A 14,655-nucleotide genomic window follows, 5' to 3' on the forward strand; every position below is an offset into this window, starting at 1 on the left:
CTAAAAGTATAGATGATGTTTGGAGGTGATAAGATGGAAACGGCAAAGTTATTTCAGAATGGGAGTTCTCAAGCGGTAAGGCTGCCCAAGGAATTCAGAATCCCTGGAAATGAGGTGAAGATATTCAAAAAAGGCAACCATGTTATACTGGAGCCCATAGAAACGACATGGGACCCGTTGTTTGAATCGCTCAGTGAATTTCCGGAAGATTTTATGAAAGATGGTCGTAATCAACCGGGCATGCAAAAAAGAGATTCTTTCTAATGCGCTATCTGCTTGATACCAATATTTGCATCTACCTCATCAAGAAACACTCACCCGAGATTCTTGAGCGATTCCGGGAACATCCACCACAGGATGTTGCAATTTCCACAATCACCCTCTTTGAGCTTCAATACCGGGTTGAAAAAAGTCAATACAGACAACGTTCAGAGGATGCCCTTGACAAATTCCTTCGGCCATTGAACATTATTGACCTGGATCGTTCCGCTGCTATTGAAGCCGCAGCTATTCGTGCCCAACTTGAAAAGAAAGGGATATCAATAGGCCCTTATGATCTTCTAATAGCAGGTCTTGCCCGATCACGAAACATGACATTGGTGACCAACAACACCAAAGAATTTGAAGGAGTCGTTGACCTGCATCTGGAAAACTGGTCTTAATTAGAGTGATGGGGGTCAGGTCTTGCATTTTAGCGTTCCAACAGTTTCTAGTTTTCAGTTCTAAGTTTTGAGTTAAAAGAGATTTCAAGACCTGACCCCCAATTTCCTTCCCCCAGCAAAACGCTGAAATTCAAGGCCCCCGATAATGATGTTCATTCTTAAGAAGCTGGTCAGCCGGTTTTTCTTTCCCCTGGCATTGGTTATAGAACTTCTCCTCCTGGGGGCTTTTCTTAAAAAAAGAAGAAGGTCGGTTATTTTAGCAGGAGTTGCAATTCTTTACCTCTGCTCTTTTGGTCCTGTTGGTTACTTGATTTTGCGCCCGCTGGAAAGCCAATATCAACCCATTTCATCGTTGAATTTGAATAAAGAGGTGCGATGGATTGTGGTGCTTGGTGGCGGCTCCAGGGCAGATAAGACTCTCACTCCGGAAGATCGGTTGGGTGATGCCACTTTAAAACGTTTACTGGAAGGGGTGCGGCTCAGTCGCCTCCTTCCTCAGTCGCGGTTGGTTCTTTCTGGTGGGGATTATCAGGGAATCTCTCCGGACGCCCTGATCATGCAGCAGGTTGCCCTTGATCAGGGTGTGCCCCGGGATAAAATAATGTTAGAGACGGCTTCCTGGGACACCACGGATCAGGCCAAATTTTTGCGGGCTCGTTTGGGGCAAGCCCCCTTCTATCTGGTTACTTCCGCCAGCCATATGACACGTGCGATGAGGATGTTCAGGCGCTCAGGCACGCAACCTATTGCGGCCCCGACAGATTTTCGGGCTGTATGGGCGCCTTTTCAAGTTACTGACTTTTTCCCTCAGGCCGGGACTTTGGTCAATACGGAAAGGGCCTTTTATGAGTATCTCGGACTTTGTTGGGGGTTGATAAGAGGACAAATATAAAGTTTTTTGTTCTGAGTTCTGAGTTGCTCTTTGCTGGTTCGGGCTTGCAGCCTGAACCATTTGTTAACGTTTTGGTTCAACCTGCAAGACCTGAATTTTGTCATTTCGAGGAACCTATGCGACGAGAAATCCCGGCGATTACGCACCGTTAAAGATTTCTCCCTGCGATCGAAATGACAGAAAACGAAATTTAATGTTCACAGTTGGCAATTATTCAAGGCTCTCCATGTGTGCAGCTGCAATATCCCTGGATAAGCAAGAATCACTCAGCAAATTATCTGATGATGAATTTCAGGCACTATTACTTGAAGGCGTCTCCAGAACATTTGCGATGACCATTCCGGAGTTACCGAAAAAGTTATACGGCGCGGTAGCCGGCGCCTATTTGTTATGCCGCATTGTTGACACCATAGAAGATGAAGTTTCTCTATCCCTTGAACAAAAGCAACATTTTTGCTCAGAGTTTATTCATATAGTAAAAACCGGGGCAAATTCCGAACCGTTTGCCTTGGAACTGGCGCCGCTGCTTTCCGGGCAAACCATTCCCGCTGAGCACACCTTGATTCAAGTATTGCCGCGGGTTGTTAAAATCATTCATAAATTAGATCCCGATCAAATTGAGGCACTGGCTTCCTGCATAGAAACCATGGCGGAAGGTATGTCAATATTTCAGGCGATGGATCTGCATGGCGGCCTGGCAACACTCGCCGATATGGACAGATACTGTTATCATGTTGCGGGCTGCGTGGGAGAAATGCTGACCAAGCTCTTTTGCCACTACTCACCGGAAATCGCCCAGCACAAAGATGAACTGCTGAGCCTGTCGGCTTCTTTTGGTCAGGGACTGCAAATGACGAATATATTAAAAGATATCGGTGATGATGCCGCGCGTGGCGTTTGCTGGTTGCCGCAGGGTATTTTTACGGAAACAGGTTTCGATCTTAAAAACCTGACCGCGGAAACCAATGATGAAAACTTCCGCAAAGGCTTGGAACACCTGATCAGCATTGCTCATAATCATTTGCATAACGCGCTGAAGTACACGCAGTTGCTGCCAACCCATGAAACCGGTATCCGTAACTTCTGCCTCTGGTCTTTAGGGATGGCCGTTTTAACCTTAAAAAAAATCAAGGCCGCCATTCATGGTTCGACAAGCTTACCACGAACGGCCACGCGAAGTCTTGATTTCACCAGTTCCGATCAAGTCAAAATCACCCGCAACAGCGTTAAAGCGATTATTCTTGCCACCCGCTTAACCGGACGCAGCAACACCTTGCTTACCTTACTTTTCAATTTGACTAGTCGTAAACTCAAAACGCCTGACTGGGCGTATTCAATGCAGTCAGCAAAAGCCAGGTAATTAGATGGACATCTATACCTGCCACCGGAGAAAAGGTCTTTTTTTAACTTTTGCAATTACCTCATGTGTGTTATAGTACCACGAAAGTAAAAAAACAGGAGGGCGGTTAGTATGAAAAAAATATCTCTTTTTGTAATACTCTCACTGATCTTAATCCCGTTCCTTGCTATCTCTGCTCCCAGGGATACACTCAAAACTGTGACCGATCACATCATTTCAAGCTGGGCCATAAAAGTTCTTGCTATGAACGGGATAGCACCGGACAAAGTTGAAAAAGGTGTCTCCTTCCTTTTAAGGGATCAAAAACCTGATGGAAGCTGGAATAACAACACAGCTAACGCAGCCTTCGTAATCCTGGGGCTCAAGCAGACGGGAAAAGGCGAAGAGGCAATCAAGAAGGCTGTTGAATACTTAAGAGAAGTTCAAGATGATGCCGGAGGATTCAAAAGGATAGGCAAGGAAGGCGCTCCGTTAACGATATATACCGCAGTCGCATTGTGTGCGTTAAAAGAGGCAGGATACGGGACAAAAGACCCGATGGTCAAGAAAGCAGTTGACTGGTTAATGGGCTGTCAGAATGCTGACGGCGGCTATGGCATGCCCAAAGGCACACCATCGCTTGCACCAAGCACTGCCTGGGTGGTCAGGGCGCTCTTGGCTCAGGGCATGGCTCCCTCAACACCATTCATCCAGGATGCCGTCAGTTGGTTATTAAAAACCCAAAAACCGACGGGAGGCTTTTCTGCGGTTCCACCTGCACCTGAAGACCCGGAAATTACGGCCTATGCGATTATGGCCTTAAGTAGGCTAAAAGACCAAACAGTTCCAATAAATAAGGCGGCGGAATACCTTGCCAAGGTTCAGCAAGCTGATGGCGCCTATATAAGCGCGGCGCCGATGCAGTTCAACAAAGTGCCAAAAAAGAACACGCAGTCCACGTGTTTTGTGGGGTGGGCGCTGTCGGAATTGAAGTAGAAATCCGCAACCCATAATGGGCTTTATCGCCGGTAAAATTGCTCAGTAGCGAAGTTTATCCAAAGCAAGATCAAACGTTTCTGCTGATTTACAGAACAGGATCTCGTACAGTTTGGGCCTGGCCGTGGTGAGGATTACGCGGCCGCCGAAACCCGCCGCCTTCTTCAGGGCGGCGGTTCTGTTTTTTACACTTATCCGCGGGTCGCCGATCTCCCCGATGCGGTACACGATCCGGGAAAAAGGCCGGGAGAGCCCCCGGGCGTCAAACGCCCCTCCCGTGTGGTACAGATCGGCGACGTCATGGGCGGAGACGCGCGGTGGGGGCGAACCGTCCGGGGTGGAGAAGGTGACCCGGTCCTGGATCAGAAGGCCGTTCCGGGCAAAAAAACCTTCCGTCACGTGGAGACCGAACTGGGAATTCCGCCAGGTGAGGGTCACCGGTTCGCCGTCCGGCGCCACCACGGAGAGAATCTTCTTCCCCCTGCCCTCCTCTGTCAGCTCGATCCGTGTGTAACCCGCAGGTGTGACCTGCGACAGAAGCCCCAAGCCAAGAAGCGAGAGAGAAAGCAGGGTGACGATCGTTATCTTGCGGCGCATTTCACCTCGCGAGCGGACGGTCTATTTCAGCACGCCCTTTTCCTTGAAGAACTTCTGGGCGCCTGGGTGCAAATACTTGAGCGCATCCGGGGTGACCTGCCCGACTGCCATGGCCGGCGTCAGCACCGTGGCACCCTTCCAGACCGCCGCGAGTTCAGCCTTATTGTCGAAGATCGCCTTCAGAATCTGGTAGAGCCGCTCCGCCGGGAAGGTGTCCATCGTCTGGAGAACGGCCGTGATGCCGAGCGCCTCGATGTCGCGCTCCACGCCGTTGTAGCAGCCCTTGGCAAACACGGTCTTGTGGAAAACACCAGGGTTCCCCTTCATGATCTTGTCCGCCGCCTCTCCTGCCACAGGCACCAGTACCATTTTGACACCGGGAGTGGAGGCCATGTCAATGATGGAGCCAGTCGGGACGGCGCCGCTCCAGAAGAAGGCGTCAATCTTGCCGTCCTTCAGCGCCGCCACGGACTCACCGGCCCCGAGTTTCTCCTTCTTGATGTCCTTGTTCCAGTCAAAGCCAAGCGCCTTGAGGACGTAGTCGGCCTGCTCCTCCGTGCCGCTGTTCGGGGCGCCGACGGAGACGCGCTTGCCCTTGAGCTGCATCACGTTCGTGATGCCGGTAGCGCTCGTGGTTACGATATGGAGCGGCTGCTCGTAGAATCCCATCACCAGCCGGATATTGTGCTTGGTCGGGATGCCGGGAACCTTGCCGTTGTTCGCCCAACCGAGGTGATAGTCATAGGCGAAGGCCATGCCAGCCTTGCCGGCGCCCAGGAGTTTCATGTTGTCTATCGCGGCCGTGGTGGCCTCCGAGGTCGCCTCGGTGTTCGGGACGTACTTGCCAATTACGCCGCCGATTGCTCCACCCAGCGGATACCAGACGCCGCCGGTGCCGCCGGTGACGATGCTGAAGGAAAGCTTCTCCTGTTTGGACTGCTCGGCGTACACGCCTGCCGTGATGAACAGCGACACGGCAATAAAGAGCACCACACATGCAAATGATTTCACTTTTCGAACATTCATGATCCACCTCCTGAAATTATGAAATAAAGATACCGTGATCCTAAGGACCTTACATATCCAACCCTGCGCACTGCGAAAACCTTGAAACCGTCGGGGGCTTAGTTCTCACCCTTACATTTACGCTCAGACCGAGGCCTCGCTTTTCCGCACGGGGCCGCGCGTCGCCCGCAGATGATGCATGATCATCAGGATGCCAGCCAAAAGCGGCGCCAGCCCCGGGATGGACCAGCCAACGGGGGCAATTACCATGGCTAAGGCCACGATGATCAGCAGCACCCGCTCGACCATGGGGAATTTCCGGCGCAGGTAGCCGATGATGCCCAGAGAGACGAAGAACAGGGAACAAACGCTTGTCACCATGGCCAGCAGAAAATCGGGCCAGTTTCCCCCCAGGATGAGGAGGCTGTAACCGACGGTGGTCGTCGAAAAGTAGAAGGGCACAAGAAAGGCCGGCAGGGAATACTTCCAGGCCTGCATCATCGAGCCGAAAGGGTTCCCTCCCGTGATGGCCGCCGCCGCGCAGGGGGAGAGGCCGACCGGCGGGGAGACCTCGGAAAGGACGGCAAAGTAGAAGGCGAGCAGGTGCGCCACATGCATCGGGATACCGAGCTTGACCAAGGCCGGCGCGACCATGACGACAGTCATGATGTAGGTCGCAGTGATCGGCAGGGAGAGGCCGATCAGCATGGAGGCGATCATGGCCAGGACCAGGGCGGCGAGCACCGAGCCGCCGCTCACGGACATGATGATGGAGGAAATCTTGAGCCCGAGCCCCGTCAGTGTGAAGGTGCCGACGATCAGGCCCGCGGCAGCCAGGAGCACTGCGACCGGAAGCACGTTCTTCGCCCCTTCGATAATCGCCACGATTATCTTGCGGGGGGTCAGCCATTCATCCCGGTCCCGGCTCAGAAAACTCGTCAGAATCGTCGCCGCGATTGCGCCGAGCGCCGCGTATTCGGGCGACTTGTTCCAGAAAACCAGCAGCGCCACCAGAACTACAATTGACAGCAGGTGATATCCCTTCGAGCGCATCACCTGCCGGACGGTCTTCGCTTCGGCCTCCGGGGGGGCGAAGCTGTATTTGCGGGCCTCCAGCTCCACCATGAACAGCGTGCCGATATAGTAGAGAATCGTGGGAACGGTCACCATGACGACGACATCCCAGAAAGTGACGCCCATAAACTGCATGATGATGAAGGCGGCCGCGCCCATTAGCGGCGGCGAGAGGACCGCCCCGATCCCTCCCGTGGCGATCAGACCGGCGGCCATGTCCGGAGAATAGCCGGCCTTCTTCAGGATCGGCCACATGATCGGCGTGACGGACATGGTGGTCGCCACACCGCTTCCCTGTGGCCCGCCCAGGAGCGCCGACGTGATCACCGCGCCCCGCCCCGCGCTGGCCGATTGCCGTCCCATCGTTGCGAGCGACAGATCCAGCCAGAAGCCGCCGGCGCCCGCCACGTCCATGAAGGTGCCATAGACGACGAAGAGCATCACGAACGACGCGCTGACCGAAAGCGGCACGCCGAAGATCCCCTCCAGCGTCATGTACATGTGGCCGACAATACGGTCGAGGTCATAACTTTTATGGGAAATGATGGCCGGAAAGTAATCCCCGAAATACATGTAGATCAGGAATCCCAATACGACCAGGGTGAAGGTGTTGTCAACAATGCGGCGGGAGATTTCCAGCAACAGGATGATCGCGACGATGCCGAAGAAGATATCCAGCGGTTCCGGAAGCGTAGAGCGGCGGATAAACTGGTCCATGTCAATGAATATGTAAGCGATGGTGGCCACGCCCAAGATGGCCAGGATCAGGTCCAGCCACCTTGTCCAATGGCCTGCGCCCGGCCGGACCGGATAAACCAGAAAGGCCAGGGCGAAAATGAAGGCCATGTGGACCATCCGGAAGGTATAGGTTTCCACAAGGAATATGGCGCCGTATAGCGACCAGCCGACAAAACCGACATAGAGAGCGCCGAGCGCCATAGCCGCTTTCCCCTGCATTTTGCTCATCTTCCGAAGCCTCCGTATTCGATTCTATAATTGAGACGACTGTTCCTGCCGATCAGTCGTTTCATCCGCCGTATGCCAGATATCGTATTTTCTTGGAACGTTCAACCATAATTCAGGAGTAGTGTCAAATGCTCTTTACACCTTCAGGCTTTTGCATTATCTGCTGCCTCATGCTATATGTATGTTTCCCGGCGAAAAATTAACGACCTCGTTAAAAGTTGCATAAATGCCCCGCAGGTCATTCCGGCGGAAGCCGGAATCCAGAAATTTCAATGCGTTACAAGTGCGCTGGACACCGGTTTCCACCGGTGTGACGAGTTTTGCAATTGGCTCTAAGGTAATATGAAAATGCAGGCGGCGAAAGAAAACATCACCATCATCCTGAACAAGCCCAAGTTCGCGGGCAACGTGGGAGCAGTGGCCAGATGTGCGAAAAATATGGGGCTGGAGAAGATTTATGTGGTCGCCGGCGATCATCTTGACCGGGAAGAGATGTGGCCGCAGGCGACTCATGTGGCGGCCGGACTGGTGGCCAATATCCGGTATTGCGGCTGTCTGGATGAGGCCCTGGGCGGCTTTCAATATATCGTGGGCACGACGGCGCGTATCGGCTTTGCCCGCGGACCTGTTGTTACCCCGCGCCAGATGGCGGAAAAGATTGTTGATGTTTCGCAAAATAACAGCGTGGCCCTGCTGTTCGGTGCGGAAGACCGGGGGCTCACCAACGATGAGCTACGCTGGTGTCATCTGCTGGTCAACATTCCCACAGGCGGTTTTACCTCCCTCAATCTTTCCCACGCCGTTATGATCCTCTGTTACGAGATCCTCGTGACCGAAACCGGAGTGGCAGCCTTTACACCTAAATTGGCCACGGCGGCAGAACTGGAGGGCATGTACGACCAGATGGGGGATTTATTGCAGAAAATCGGTTTCCTCAACAAGGAGAACCCGGATTACTGGATGATGCATATCCGCCGGTTCCTTTCCCGGACGCATCTGCAGGCCCGGGAGGTCAAAATTATGCGCGGCATTTGCCGGCAGCTCGTCTGGTATGGGGGTAACAAAAGTAAAAGTGCTTGACTTTCCTCAGGCGTCTCCATATTAAAGCAGCAGAAAGGAGGGAATAACGAAATGATGAAAAATATTTTTTCTTTTACCGGGGCACGGAAAATCGTTTTTGGCAATGGTTCTTTTACCGGTCTGGCACAACATCTGGTTGATCTGCAGGCCAAGCGTCCGCTTGTTGTACTGGATAAAAATTTGGCGGCGGCTGGTTTCAGCGCCAAGGTGGCGCAGGTACTGGAGAGTCCCGGAATGGAGTATTGCCTCTTCGACCAAGTGGAGCCGGAACCGAGGTTGGAGCTGGCCGATGAGGGCGCCAAACTGGCCTTGAAGAAGAAATGCGATGCCGTCATCGGGATCGGCGGGGGTAGCGCGATGGACGTCGCCAAGGCCGTCGCAGTGCTCGCGACCAACAAGGGCAAGGCCGCTGATTATCTGGGATTGAACAAGGTCCCCGGACCGGGCTTGCCTACGATCATGATTCCCACCACGGCCGGCACGGGCAGCGAGGTGACCTTCACCGCCGTCTTCATTCGCAAGAATCTCAAGAAAAAAGAGGGTATGAACAGCCCCTATCTCTATCCCGATCTGGCCCTGCTGGATCCGGAACTTACACTGAGCCTCCCACCGGGGCCGACGGCAACGACGGGCCTCGACGCCCTCTGTCATGCCATCGAGTCCTATACATCAATTAATGCCTCTCCCATGAGCGAGATGATGTCCCTGGAGGCGATCCGCCTGATTTCCGACAACCTGCGCACCTGCGTCCATGAAGGCGGCAACCTGGAGGCCCGCGAGCAGATGCTGCTGGGCAGCCTTTACGCTGGGCTGGGCCTCGCCAACGCCGGTGTGACTGCCGTGCACTCTCTTTCTTATCCCCTGGGTGGGAAGTACGGAATTCCGCACGGTCTGGCCAATACGATCCTGCTTCTCCCCGTCATGGCCTTTAATCTGCCGGCAGCCCTGGAGAAATTTGCAATCATCGCCGAGGTAATGGGCGAGGTGACCGATGATCTGCCCCTGCGTGAAGCGGCCTATCTGGCTCTGGATGCGGTGGAAGCCCTGATCGAAGACTGCGGCATTGAGACTAAACTTGGTGATTTTGACATTGCCGAGGAGGACTTCCCGGAGCTGGCCAAGGTGGCCATGACGATCGCGAGACCGCTCGCAAACAATCCCCGCCAGGTGACCATCGAAAATGCGATCGAAATATACGGAGAAGCGTAAACACATAGAGGAGGGCAAATCATGGCCGGTGCGGAAATGATCGGTAAGGAAGAAATACAAGAGGTAATGGAGGTGCTGGAGACAGGCATCCTCATCAGATATAATTTTGATCAGGAAAGGAAGGGCGTTTTCAAGTGCAAGGAATTCGAGGCGGCCTTTGCCAAATACTGCGGGGCCAAATACGCCCTGGGGGTGACTTCCGGTTCGTCCGCCCTCAAGGTGGCGCTGACGGCCATGGATATCGGTCCCGGCGACGAAGTACTCGTGCCGGCATTTACCTTTCTTGCCACCTATGAGGCGGTCCTGGAGGTGGGGGCTATCCCCGTCATGACCGATATTGATTCCTCGCTGTGTCTGGACCCCGATGACATGCCGAGGAAGATTACCCCTTACACGAAGGCGGTTATTCCCGTCCACATGTGCGGGGCGCCGGCGCGGATTGACCGGATCGTTGAGGTGGCCCGCAAGCACAATCTCCTGGTACTGGAGGATAATGCCCAGGGGTGCGGCGCCAGTTTCCGGGGGAAAAAGCTCGGCACCTTTGGCGATATGGGCATCTTCAGCTTTGATTACGTAAAAACCGTGACTACGGGCGAAGGCGGGATGATTTTGACTGACAACAAGGAACTCGCCGATCGTGCCGATTGGTACCACGATCATGGACACGATCATCAGGCCGCCAACCGGGCGCTCGACGGCCGGACCATCCTCGGCTTCAATTACCGGATGAACGAGATCCAGGGGGCGCTGGGTCTGGCCCAATTGCGGAAACTCGATTATATTGTCGCCGAGCAGCGAAAAAACAAAGAGACGATCAAGGCGGCGCTGCGGTCGGTTAAGGGAGTCAAGTTCCGGGAGATCCCCGACCCCGCTGGCGATACGGCCACCTTTCTGGCCTTCAATCTCCCCTCAGAGGCCGCGACCAAGAATTATCAGCAGGCCCTCCGCGCCCAGGGTTTGGATACGGTCCGCTATAAGGATAATCTCTGGCATTATGTGCCGAATTGGGAACATTTCCTGGCGCGCTCCACGGCCAACTCCAAAAAGTATCCCTTTACCGATCCCACCTATAAGGGGAAGATCGTGTATCGGCGGGAAAATATCCCCCAGGCGGAAGATATCCTGGGCCGGACGCTCGTGATGGCCATCCAGGTAAAGATGTCGGAGGAGCGCATCGCGACGATTAAACAGGCGATCACCAAAGCGGCACAGTCACTGTAGGGTGTGTTAGCGAAGCCCATTCTGCGGGCTCAGGACAGGCGTAACGCACCGAACCACAGCGGGAGAGATACCTCACACATGATAGTCGTAACCGGCGGCGCCGGCTTTATCGGGAGCGCCTTCATCTGGAAGCTGAACAAGGAAGGGATTGACGATATCATTATCGTTGATGAGCTCGGTGAGTCTTATAAATGGCGGAACCTCGTCAAGCGACAGTACGCCGACTACCTCCACAAGGATGATTTCCTGAAGATGATCCTCGCGGAAAAGCTGCCCTTCAATGTGCGGGCGCTGATCCACATGGGGGCCTGCTCGGCCACGACGGAACGGGATGCCGACTACCTGATGGAAAACAACTACCACTATACCTGTCGGCTGGCGGCCTGGGCTATGAAACAGAATGTCCGTTTCATCTATGCCAGTTCGGCGGCGACTTACGGCAACGGCGCCCTGGGTTTTTCCGATGCCGACGACCAGACCAGGACGCTGCAACCCATCAATATGTATGGTTACTCCAAGCAGCTCTTCGACCTCTGGGTGCTGCGCCGGAAGGCGGAACACAAGATCGTGGGGGTGAAATTCTTCAATGTCTTCGGTCCCCAGGAGTACCATAAGGAAGATATGACGAGCGTCGTTTACAAGGCCTTCCACCAGATCCGGGAGCAGGGCAAGGTGCGCCTTTTCAGGTCCCATCGTCCCGATTTCGGTGACGGCGAACAGGTCAGGGATTTCGTTTATGTTAAGGACTGCGTAAATGTCCTGTGGTGGCTCCTGAAGAACCGGGAGGTAAACGGCATCTTCAATCTCGGCACGGGCCGGGCGCGGACCTGGAATGACCTGGTAGCGGCTGTCTTTGCGGCACTTGATATTAAACCGGAGATTGAATATATCGAGATGCCGCCCGCCATCCGCGATCAGTACCAGTACTTTACGGAAGCTAAAATGGACAAGCTGAAACAGGTCGGCTGCCCGCTGCCTTTCGGCACGCTGGAAGCAACTGTCCGGGACTATGTAACCGGCTACCTGCAAAAAGCCGATCCCTATTTGTGATTTCCCAGCATCGAGGTGTATATTCCAGTGAGCGTCGTCTGTATCATCCCCTCACGATACCGTTCCAGCCGGTTTAACGGCAAACCCTTGGCCGATCTCTGCGGCCGGCCCATGATCCAGCACGTCTATGAGCGCGTCATGCAGGCCAAGACGCTATCCTATGCCGCCGTGGCAACTGATGATGAACGGATCTTCGCTGCGGTGGAAAAGTTCGGCGGCCGGGCGGTCATGACCTCGCCTCGGCACCGTTCCGGCACCGACCGGATTGCCGAGGCGGTAGCCGGTCTGAATCTGGCGGCAAACGACATCGTGGTAAATATCCAGGGCGATCAGCCCCTCTTTGAACCCGCCCAGATTGATGAAGTGGCGGCGCCGCTCTTAGCCGATCCCTCCCTCCCGATGGCGACGCTGATCTATAAAATCGTGCGTGAGGAAGAAATCTTCCACCCCCATGCCGTCAAGGTCGTCTTTGACAGCGACTATTTTGCCCTCTATTTTTCCCGCGCCACGATCCCCTATGTGCGAGACAGAGGCATGAAGACCGACTACTACAAGCATCACGGCATTTACGCCTACCGGAAAGCTTTTCTCGATACCTTCACTAATCTACCCGAGGGCAAGCTCGAAAAGCTGGAGGCCCTGGAACAGCTCCGGGCGCTTGAATATGGCTATCGCATCAAGATTGTGATAACGGAGCATGACTCCGTGGAAGTCGACACCCCTGAGGAATTGGCGCGCGTGCGCGACATAATTATGGGAAAAGATCAGGAAAGGAACCTATGAAAACATACGAACAGATAAACGACCGCATTGCATCAGGCAAGGCCGTGGTGATGACGGCCGATGAGATCATGGATTATGTGGACCGGAAAGGGCTTCATGCGGCGGCCGAGGAAGTGGATGTCGTCACGACCGCCACCTTCGGTCCGATGTGTTCCTCCGGCTGCTTCCTGAATTTTGGGCATTCCACGCCGCGGATCCGCATGACTGAGGCCTGGATCGAGGATGTCCTGGTTTACACTGGCTTGGCTGCCGTGGACGTCTATCTGGGGTGCACGCAGCTCCGCCACGCGGACCCGGCCAATATGTATCCTCCCGGTGAATTCAGGTATGGGGGTGGCCACGTCATCGAGGATCTCATTGCGGGAAAGACCCTCCAGCTCTTTGCCCTCTCCTATGGCACCGACTGTTATCCACTGAGGGAGATCCGAACGTATTTCACTATGGACGACTTGAACCAGGCGATCATGGTCAATCCACGCAACTGCTATCAGAATTACAACGTAGCGGTCAACCGGACGGACCGGACGATCTACACCTACATGGGCAAGCTCGAACCCCACCAGAAAAACGGCAATTATTGCTCAGCGGGCCAGTTGTCCCCGTTGCTCAACGACCCCTATTACGAGACCATCGGCGTCGGCACCCGCGTCTGGCTGGCGGGGGCGCACGGGCATGTCCATGCAGAGGGAACGCAGCACGCTGGCGGCGGCGCCAGGACCCCGGAAGGCGTACCGATAGGCGGGGCCGGGACGCTTGGGCTTACCGGTGACATGAAGCAGATGCGCAAGGAATTCGTCCGGGGTGTCAGTTTCATCGGCTACGGTGTCTCACTGGCCCTGGGAATCGGGATTCCGCTTCCCATCCTCAATGAGGAGGTCCTGAAGCGGGCCTGCGTGCGAGACAGGGATATCCTGGCCCCCGTGGTTGACTACGGGGCCGAGTATCCTCAGAACACCACCGGACAGGTCATCGGCCATGTGAACTACGAGCAACTGCGCACCGGTCGCATCGAGCTCGGCGGAAAGACCGTGGATATCGGTTCGCTGTCCTCTTACTACAAGGCATTGGAGGTGGCCAATCTGCTGGCGGACGAGATCAGGCGCGGTGATTTCCTGCTTGCGGCACCCATTGCTTCCCTCCGCAGAGACACAAAAATGAAACCGCTTTTAAGAAGGGAGCCTCCCCGATGAGCAGCGATATAATCACAAAAAAGCTGATGTTCCACTTTCTCCGGTGCGAGTGCGAAAAACCGATCGTCTATCATCTGGTCAAGGACTACAACTTGATCGTCAATATCTTCCGCGCCAAGGTGACCCCGGAAGAGGAGGGCTACCTGGTGCTGGACGTCACCGGCACGGAAGAGGCGATCCAGGACGGCATCGCTTTTGTCAAGACTTTCAACGTGACGGTCAATTACTCCGGCAAGGGGGTCACATGCGACGAAGAGCTCTGTTCCCACTGTGGCTACTGCGTTCCTTACTGTCCCACTGGGGCGCTGACCATCGGTGACGTCGTCACCCGCAAGGTCTCCTACCGGGAATCAGAATGCATCGAGTGCCTGGCATGCGTCCGTATATGTCCCTTTGGGGCTTGCGCCTCGGCATTTTAGGTCTTCATGAACCGCAAGCGGGTTTACAGAACGTTCATCCACAAGGAGGCGGTCTTCCGCATCTGCTGAGAAGCCTTCACTGCCGTCACGCGGGAGATCGTCCGGCAACGGGCTATCCTGGAAGACTATGTCCGGCGGGATCTCATTTTCAGGCATACACTGGAACCGCTCG

General features: G+C 54.6%; 15 protein-coding genes. 12 read left to right on the plus strand and 3 right to left on the minus strand.

The genetic code is table 11. From position 1 onward, the window contains the following. The first annotated feature begins 33 nt into the window (after positions 1 to 33). The 5 genes from vapB to NT140_06200 all read left to right on the plus strand — a co-directional run bounded on the left by vapB (position 34) and on the right by NT140_06200 (position 3,889). Positions 34 to 264 (plus strand): type II toxin-antitoxin system VapB family antitoxin, encoded by a 231-nt coding sequence (gene vapB / locus NT140_06180; GenBank protein MCX5831460.1) that lies wholly within the window; start codon positions 34 to 36, stop codon positions 262 to 264. Next, positions 264 to 662: a type II toxin-antitoxin system VapC family toxin gene (locus NT140_06185; GenBank protein MCX5831461.1), complete on the plus strand. Its 399-nt coding sequence runs from the start codon at positions 264 to 266 to the stop codon at positions 660 to 662. Before vapB ends, NT140_06185 begins: the two co-directional genes overlap by 1 nt. Before the next feature lie 145 nt (positions 663 to 807). Continuing rightward, positions 808 to 1,554 carry a YdcF family protein gene (locus NT140_06190; protein ID MCX5831462.1) on the plus strand — a complete coding sequence of 249 codons (747 nt, stop codon included), beginning with the start codon at positions 808 to 810 and terminating at the stop codon, positions 1,552 to 1,554. A 193-nt stretch (positions 1,555 to 1,747) separates the two neighbouring features. Next, positions 1,748 to 2,914: a phytoene/squalene synthase family protein gene (locus NT140_06195; protein MCX5831463.1), complete on the plus strand. Its 1,167-nt coding sequence runs from the start codon at positions 1,748 to 1,750 to the stop codon at positions 2,912 to 2,914. Positions 2,915 to 3,025: 111 nt separating this feature from the next. Further along, positions 3,026 to 3,889 carry a terpene cyclase/mutase family protein gene (locus NT140_06200; protein ID MCX5831464.1) on the plus strand — a complete coding sequence of 288 codons (864 nt, stop codon included), beginning with the start codon at positions 3,026 to 3,028 and terminating at the stop codon, positions 3,887 to 3,889. Between the two features lie 42 nt (positions 3,890 to 3,931). On the opposite strand, the gene NT140_06205 is transcribed toward NT140_06200, so the two are convergent. The 3 genes from NT140_06205 to NT140_06215 all read right to left on the minus strand — a co-directional run bounded on the left by NT140_06205 (position 3,932) and on the right by NT140_06215 (position 7,531). Beyond that, complete coding sequence (locus NT140_06205; GenBank protein ID MCX5831465.1) at positions 3,932 to 4,486, minus strand: hypothetical protein; 555 nt, start codon at positions 4,484 to 4,486, stop codon at positions 3,932 to 3,934. A gap of 21 nt (positions 4,487 to 4,507) precedes the next feature. Next, on the minus strand, positions 4,508 to 5,512 hold the full coding sequence (locus NT140_06210; GenBank protein ID MCX5831466.1) for a TAXI family TRAP transporter solute-binding subunit: 1,005 nt from the start codon (positions 5,510 to 5,512) through the stop codon (positions 4,508 to 4,510). A gap of 123 nt (positions 5,513 to 5,635) precedes the next feature. Next, on the minus strand, positions 5,636 to 7,531 hold the full coding sequence (locus NT140_06215) for a TRAP transporter fused permease subunit (GenBank protein ID MCX5831467.1): 1,896 nt from the start codon (positions 7,529 to 7,531) through the stop codon (positions 5,636 to 5,638). A gap of 348 nt (positions 7,532 to 7,879) precedes the next feature. On the opposite strand from NT140_06215, the gene NT140_06220 reads away from it, so the two are divergent. The 7 genes from NT140_06220 (at position 7,880) to NT140_06250 (ending at position 14,483) form a co-directional block, all read left to right on the plus strand. After that, complete coding sequence (locus NT140_06220) at positions 7,880 to 8,611, plus strand: RNA methyltransferase (protein ID MCX5831468.1); 732 nt, start codon at positions 7,880 to 7,882, stop codon at positions 8,609 to 8,611. A gap of 51 nt (positions 8,612 to 8,662) precedes the next feature. Further along, positions 8,663 to 9,820 (plus strand): iron-containing alcohol dehydrogenase, encoded by a 1,158-nt coding sequence (locus NT140_06225; GenBank protein ID MCX5831469.1) that lies wholly within the window; start codon positions 8,663 to 8,665, stop codon positions 9,818 to 9,820. A gap of 21 nt (positions 9,821 to 9,841) precedes the next feature. Continuing rightward, positions 9,842 to 11,041, plus strand: coding sequence for a DegT/DnrJ/EryC1/StrS family aminotransferase (locus NT140_06230; GenBank protein MCX5831470.1), 1,200 nt, complete (start codon positions 9,842 to 9,844; stop codon positions 11,039 to 11,041). A 78-nt stretch (positions 11,042 to 11,119) separates the two neighbouring features. Further along, positions 11,120 to 12,091: an ADP-glyceromanno-heptose 6-epimerase gene (gene rfaD / locus NT140_06235; GenBank protein MCX5831471.1), complete on the plus strand. Its 972-nt coding sequence runs from the start codon at positions 11,120 to 11,122 to the stop codon at positions 12,089 to 12,091. A gap of 27 nt (positions 12,092 to 12,118) precedes the next feature. Beyond that, positions 12,119 to 12,874: a 3-deoxy-manno-octulosonate cytidylyltransferase gene (gene kdsB / locus NT140_06240; GenBank protein ID MCX5831472.1), complete on the plus strand. Its 756-nt coding sequence runs from the start codon at positions 12,119 to 12,121 to the stop codon at positions 12,872 to 12,874. Next, positions 12,871 to 14,064, plus strand: coding sequence for a homocysteine biosynthesis protein (locus NT140_06245; GenBank protein MCX5831473.1), 1,194 nt, complete (start codon positions 12,871 to 12,873; stop codon positions 14,062 to 14,064). The genes kdsB and NT140_06245 overlap by 4 nt, the downstream gene beginning before the upstream one ends. After that, a complete protein-coding gene (locus tag NT140_06250; GenBank protein ID MCX5831474.1) occupies positions 14,061 to 14,483 on the plus strand; it encodes a 4Fe-4S binding protein in 423 nt (140 codons plus the stop codon). Before NT140_06245 ends, NT140_06250 begins: the two co-directional genes overlap by 4 nt. The last annotated feature ends 172 nt before the right edge of the window (positions 14,484 to 14,655 follow it).

The sequence above is a fragment of the Deltaproteobacteria bacterium genome, assembly GCA_026388415.1.
Classification (GTDB): domain Bacteria; phylum Desulfobacterota; class Syntrophia; order Syntrophales; family JACQWR01; genus JAPLJV01.

Excerpts from the sequence above, each read along its gene's own strand:
- NT140_06245 (MCX5831473.1), top strand. The coding sequence starts at position 12,871 with ATGAAAACATACGAACAGATAAACGACCGCATTGCATCAGGCAAGGCC.
- NT140_06225 (MCX5831469.1), top strand. The coding sequence starts at position 8,663 with ATGATGAAAAATATTTTTTCTTTTACCGGGGCACGGAAAATCGTTTTT.
- NT140_06230 (MCX5831470.1), top strand. The coding sequence starts at position 9,842 with ATGGCCGGTGCGGAAATGATCGGTAAGGAAGAAATACAAGAGGTAATG.
- NT140_06190 (MCX5831462.1), top strand. The coding sequence starts at position 808 with ATGATGTTCATTCTTAAGAAGCTGGTCAGCCGGTTTTTCTTTCCCCTG.
- NT140_06210 (MCX5831466.1), bottom strand. The coding sequence starts at position 5,512 with ATGAATGTTCGAAAAGTGAAATCATTTGCATGTGTGGTGCTCTTTATT.
- NT140_06185 (MCX5831461.1), top strand. The coding sequence starts at position 264 with ATGCGCTATCTGCTTGATACCAATATTTGCATCTACCTCATCAAGAAA.
- vapB (MCX5831460.1), top strand. The coding sequence starts at position 34 with ATGGAAACGGCAAAGTTATTTCAGAATGGGAGTTCTCAAGCGGTAAGG.
- rfaD (MCX5831471.1), top strand. The coding sequence starts at position 11,120 with ATGATAGTCGTAACCGGCGGCGCCGGCTTTATCGGGAGCGCCTTCATC.
- NT140_06250 (MCX5831474.1), top strand. The coding sequence starts at position 14,061 with ATGAGCAGCGATATAATCACAAAAAAGCTGATGTTCCACTTTCTCCGG.
- NT140_06220 (MCX5831468.1), top strand. The coding sequence starts at position 7,880 with ATGCAGGCGGCGAAAGAAAACATCACCATCATCCTGAACAAGCCCAAG.
- NT140_06195 (MCX5831463.1), top strand. The coding sequence starts at position 1,748 with ATGTTCACAGTTGGCAATTATTCAAGGCTCTCCATGTGTGCAGCTGCA.
- NT140_06215 (MCX5831467.1), bottom strand. The coding sequence starts at position 7,531 with ATGAGCAAAATGCAGGGGAAAGCGGCTATGGCGCTCGGCGCTCTCTAT.
- NT140_06200 (MCX5831464.1), top strand. The coding sequence starts at position 3,026 with ATGAAAAAAATATCTCTTTTTGTAATACTCTCACTGATCTTAATCCCG.
- NT140_06205 (MCX5831465.1), bottom strand. The coding sequence starts at position 4,486 with ATGCGCCGCAAGATAACGATCGTCACCCTGCTTTCTCTCTCGCTTCTT.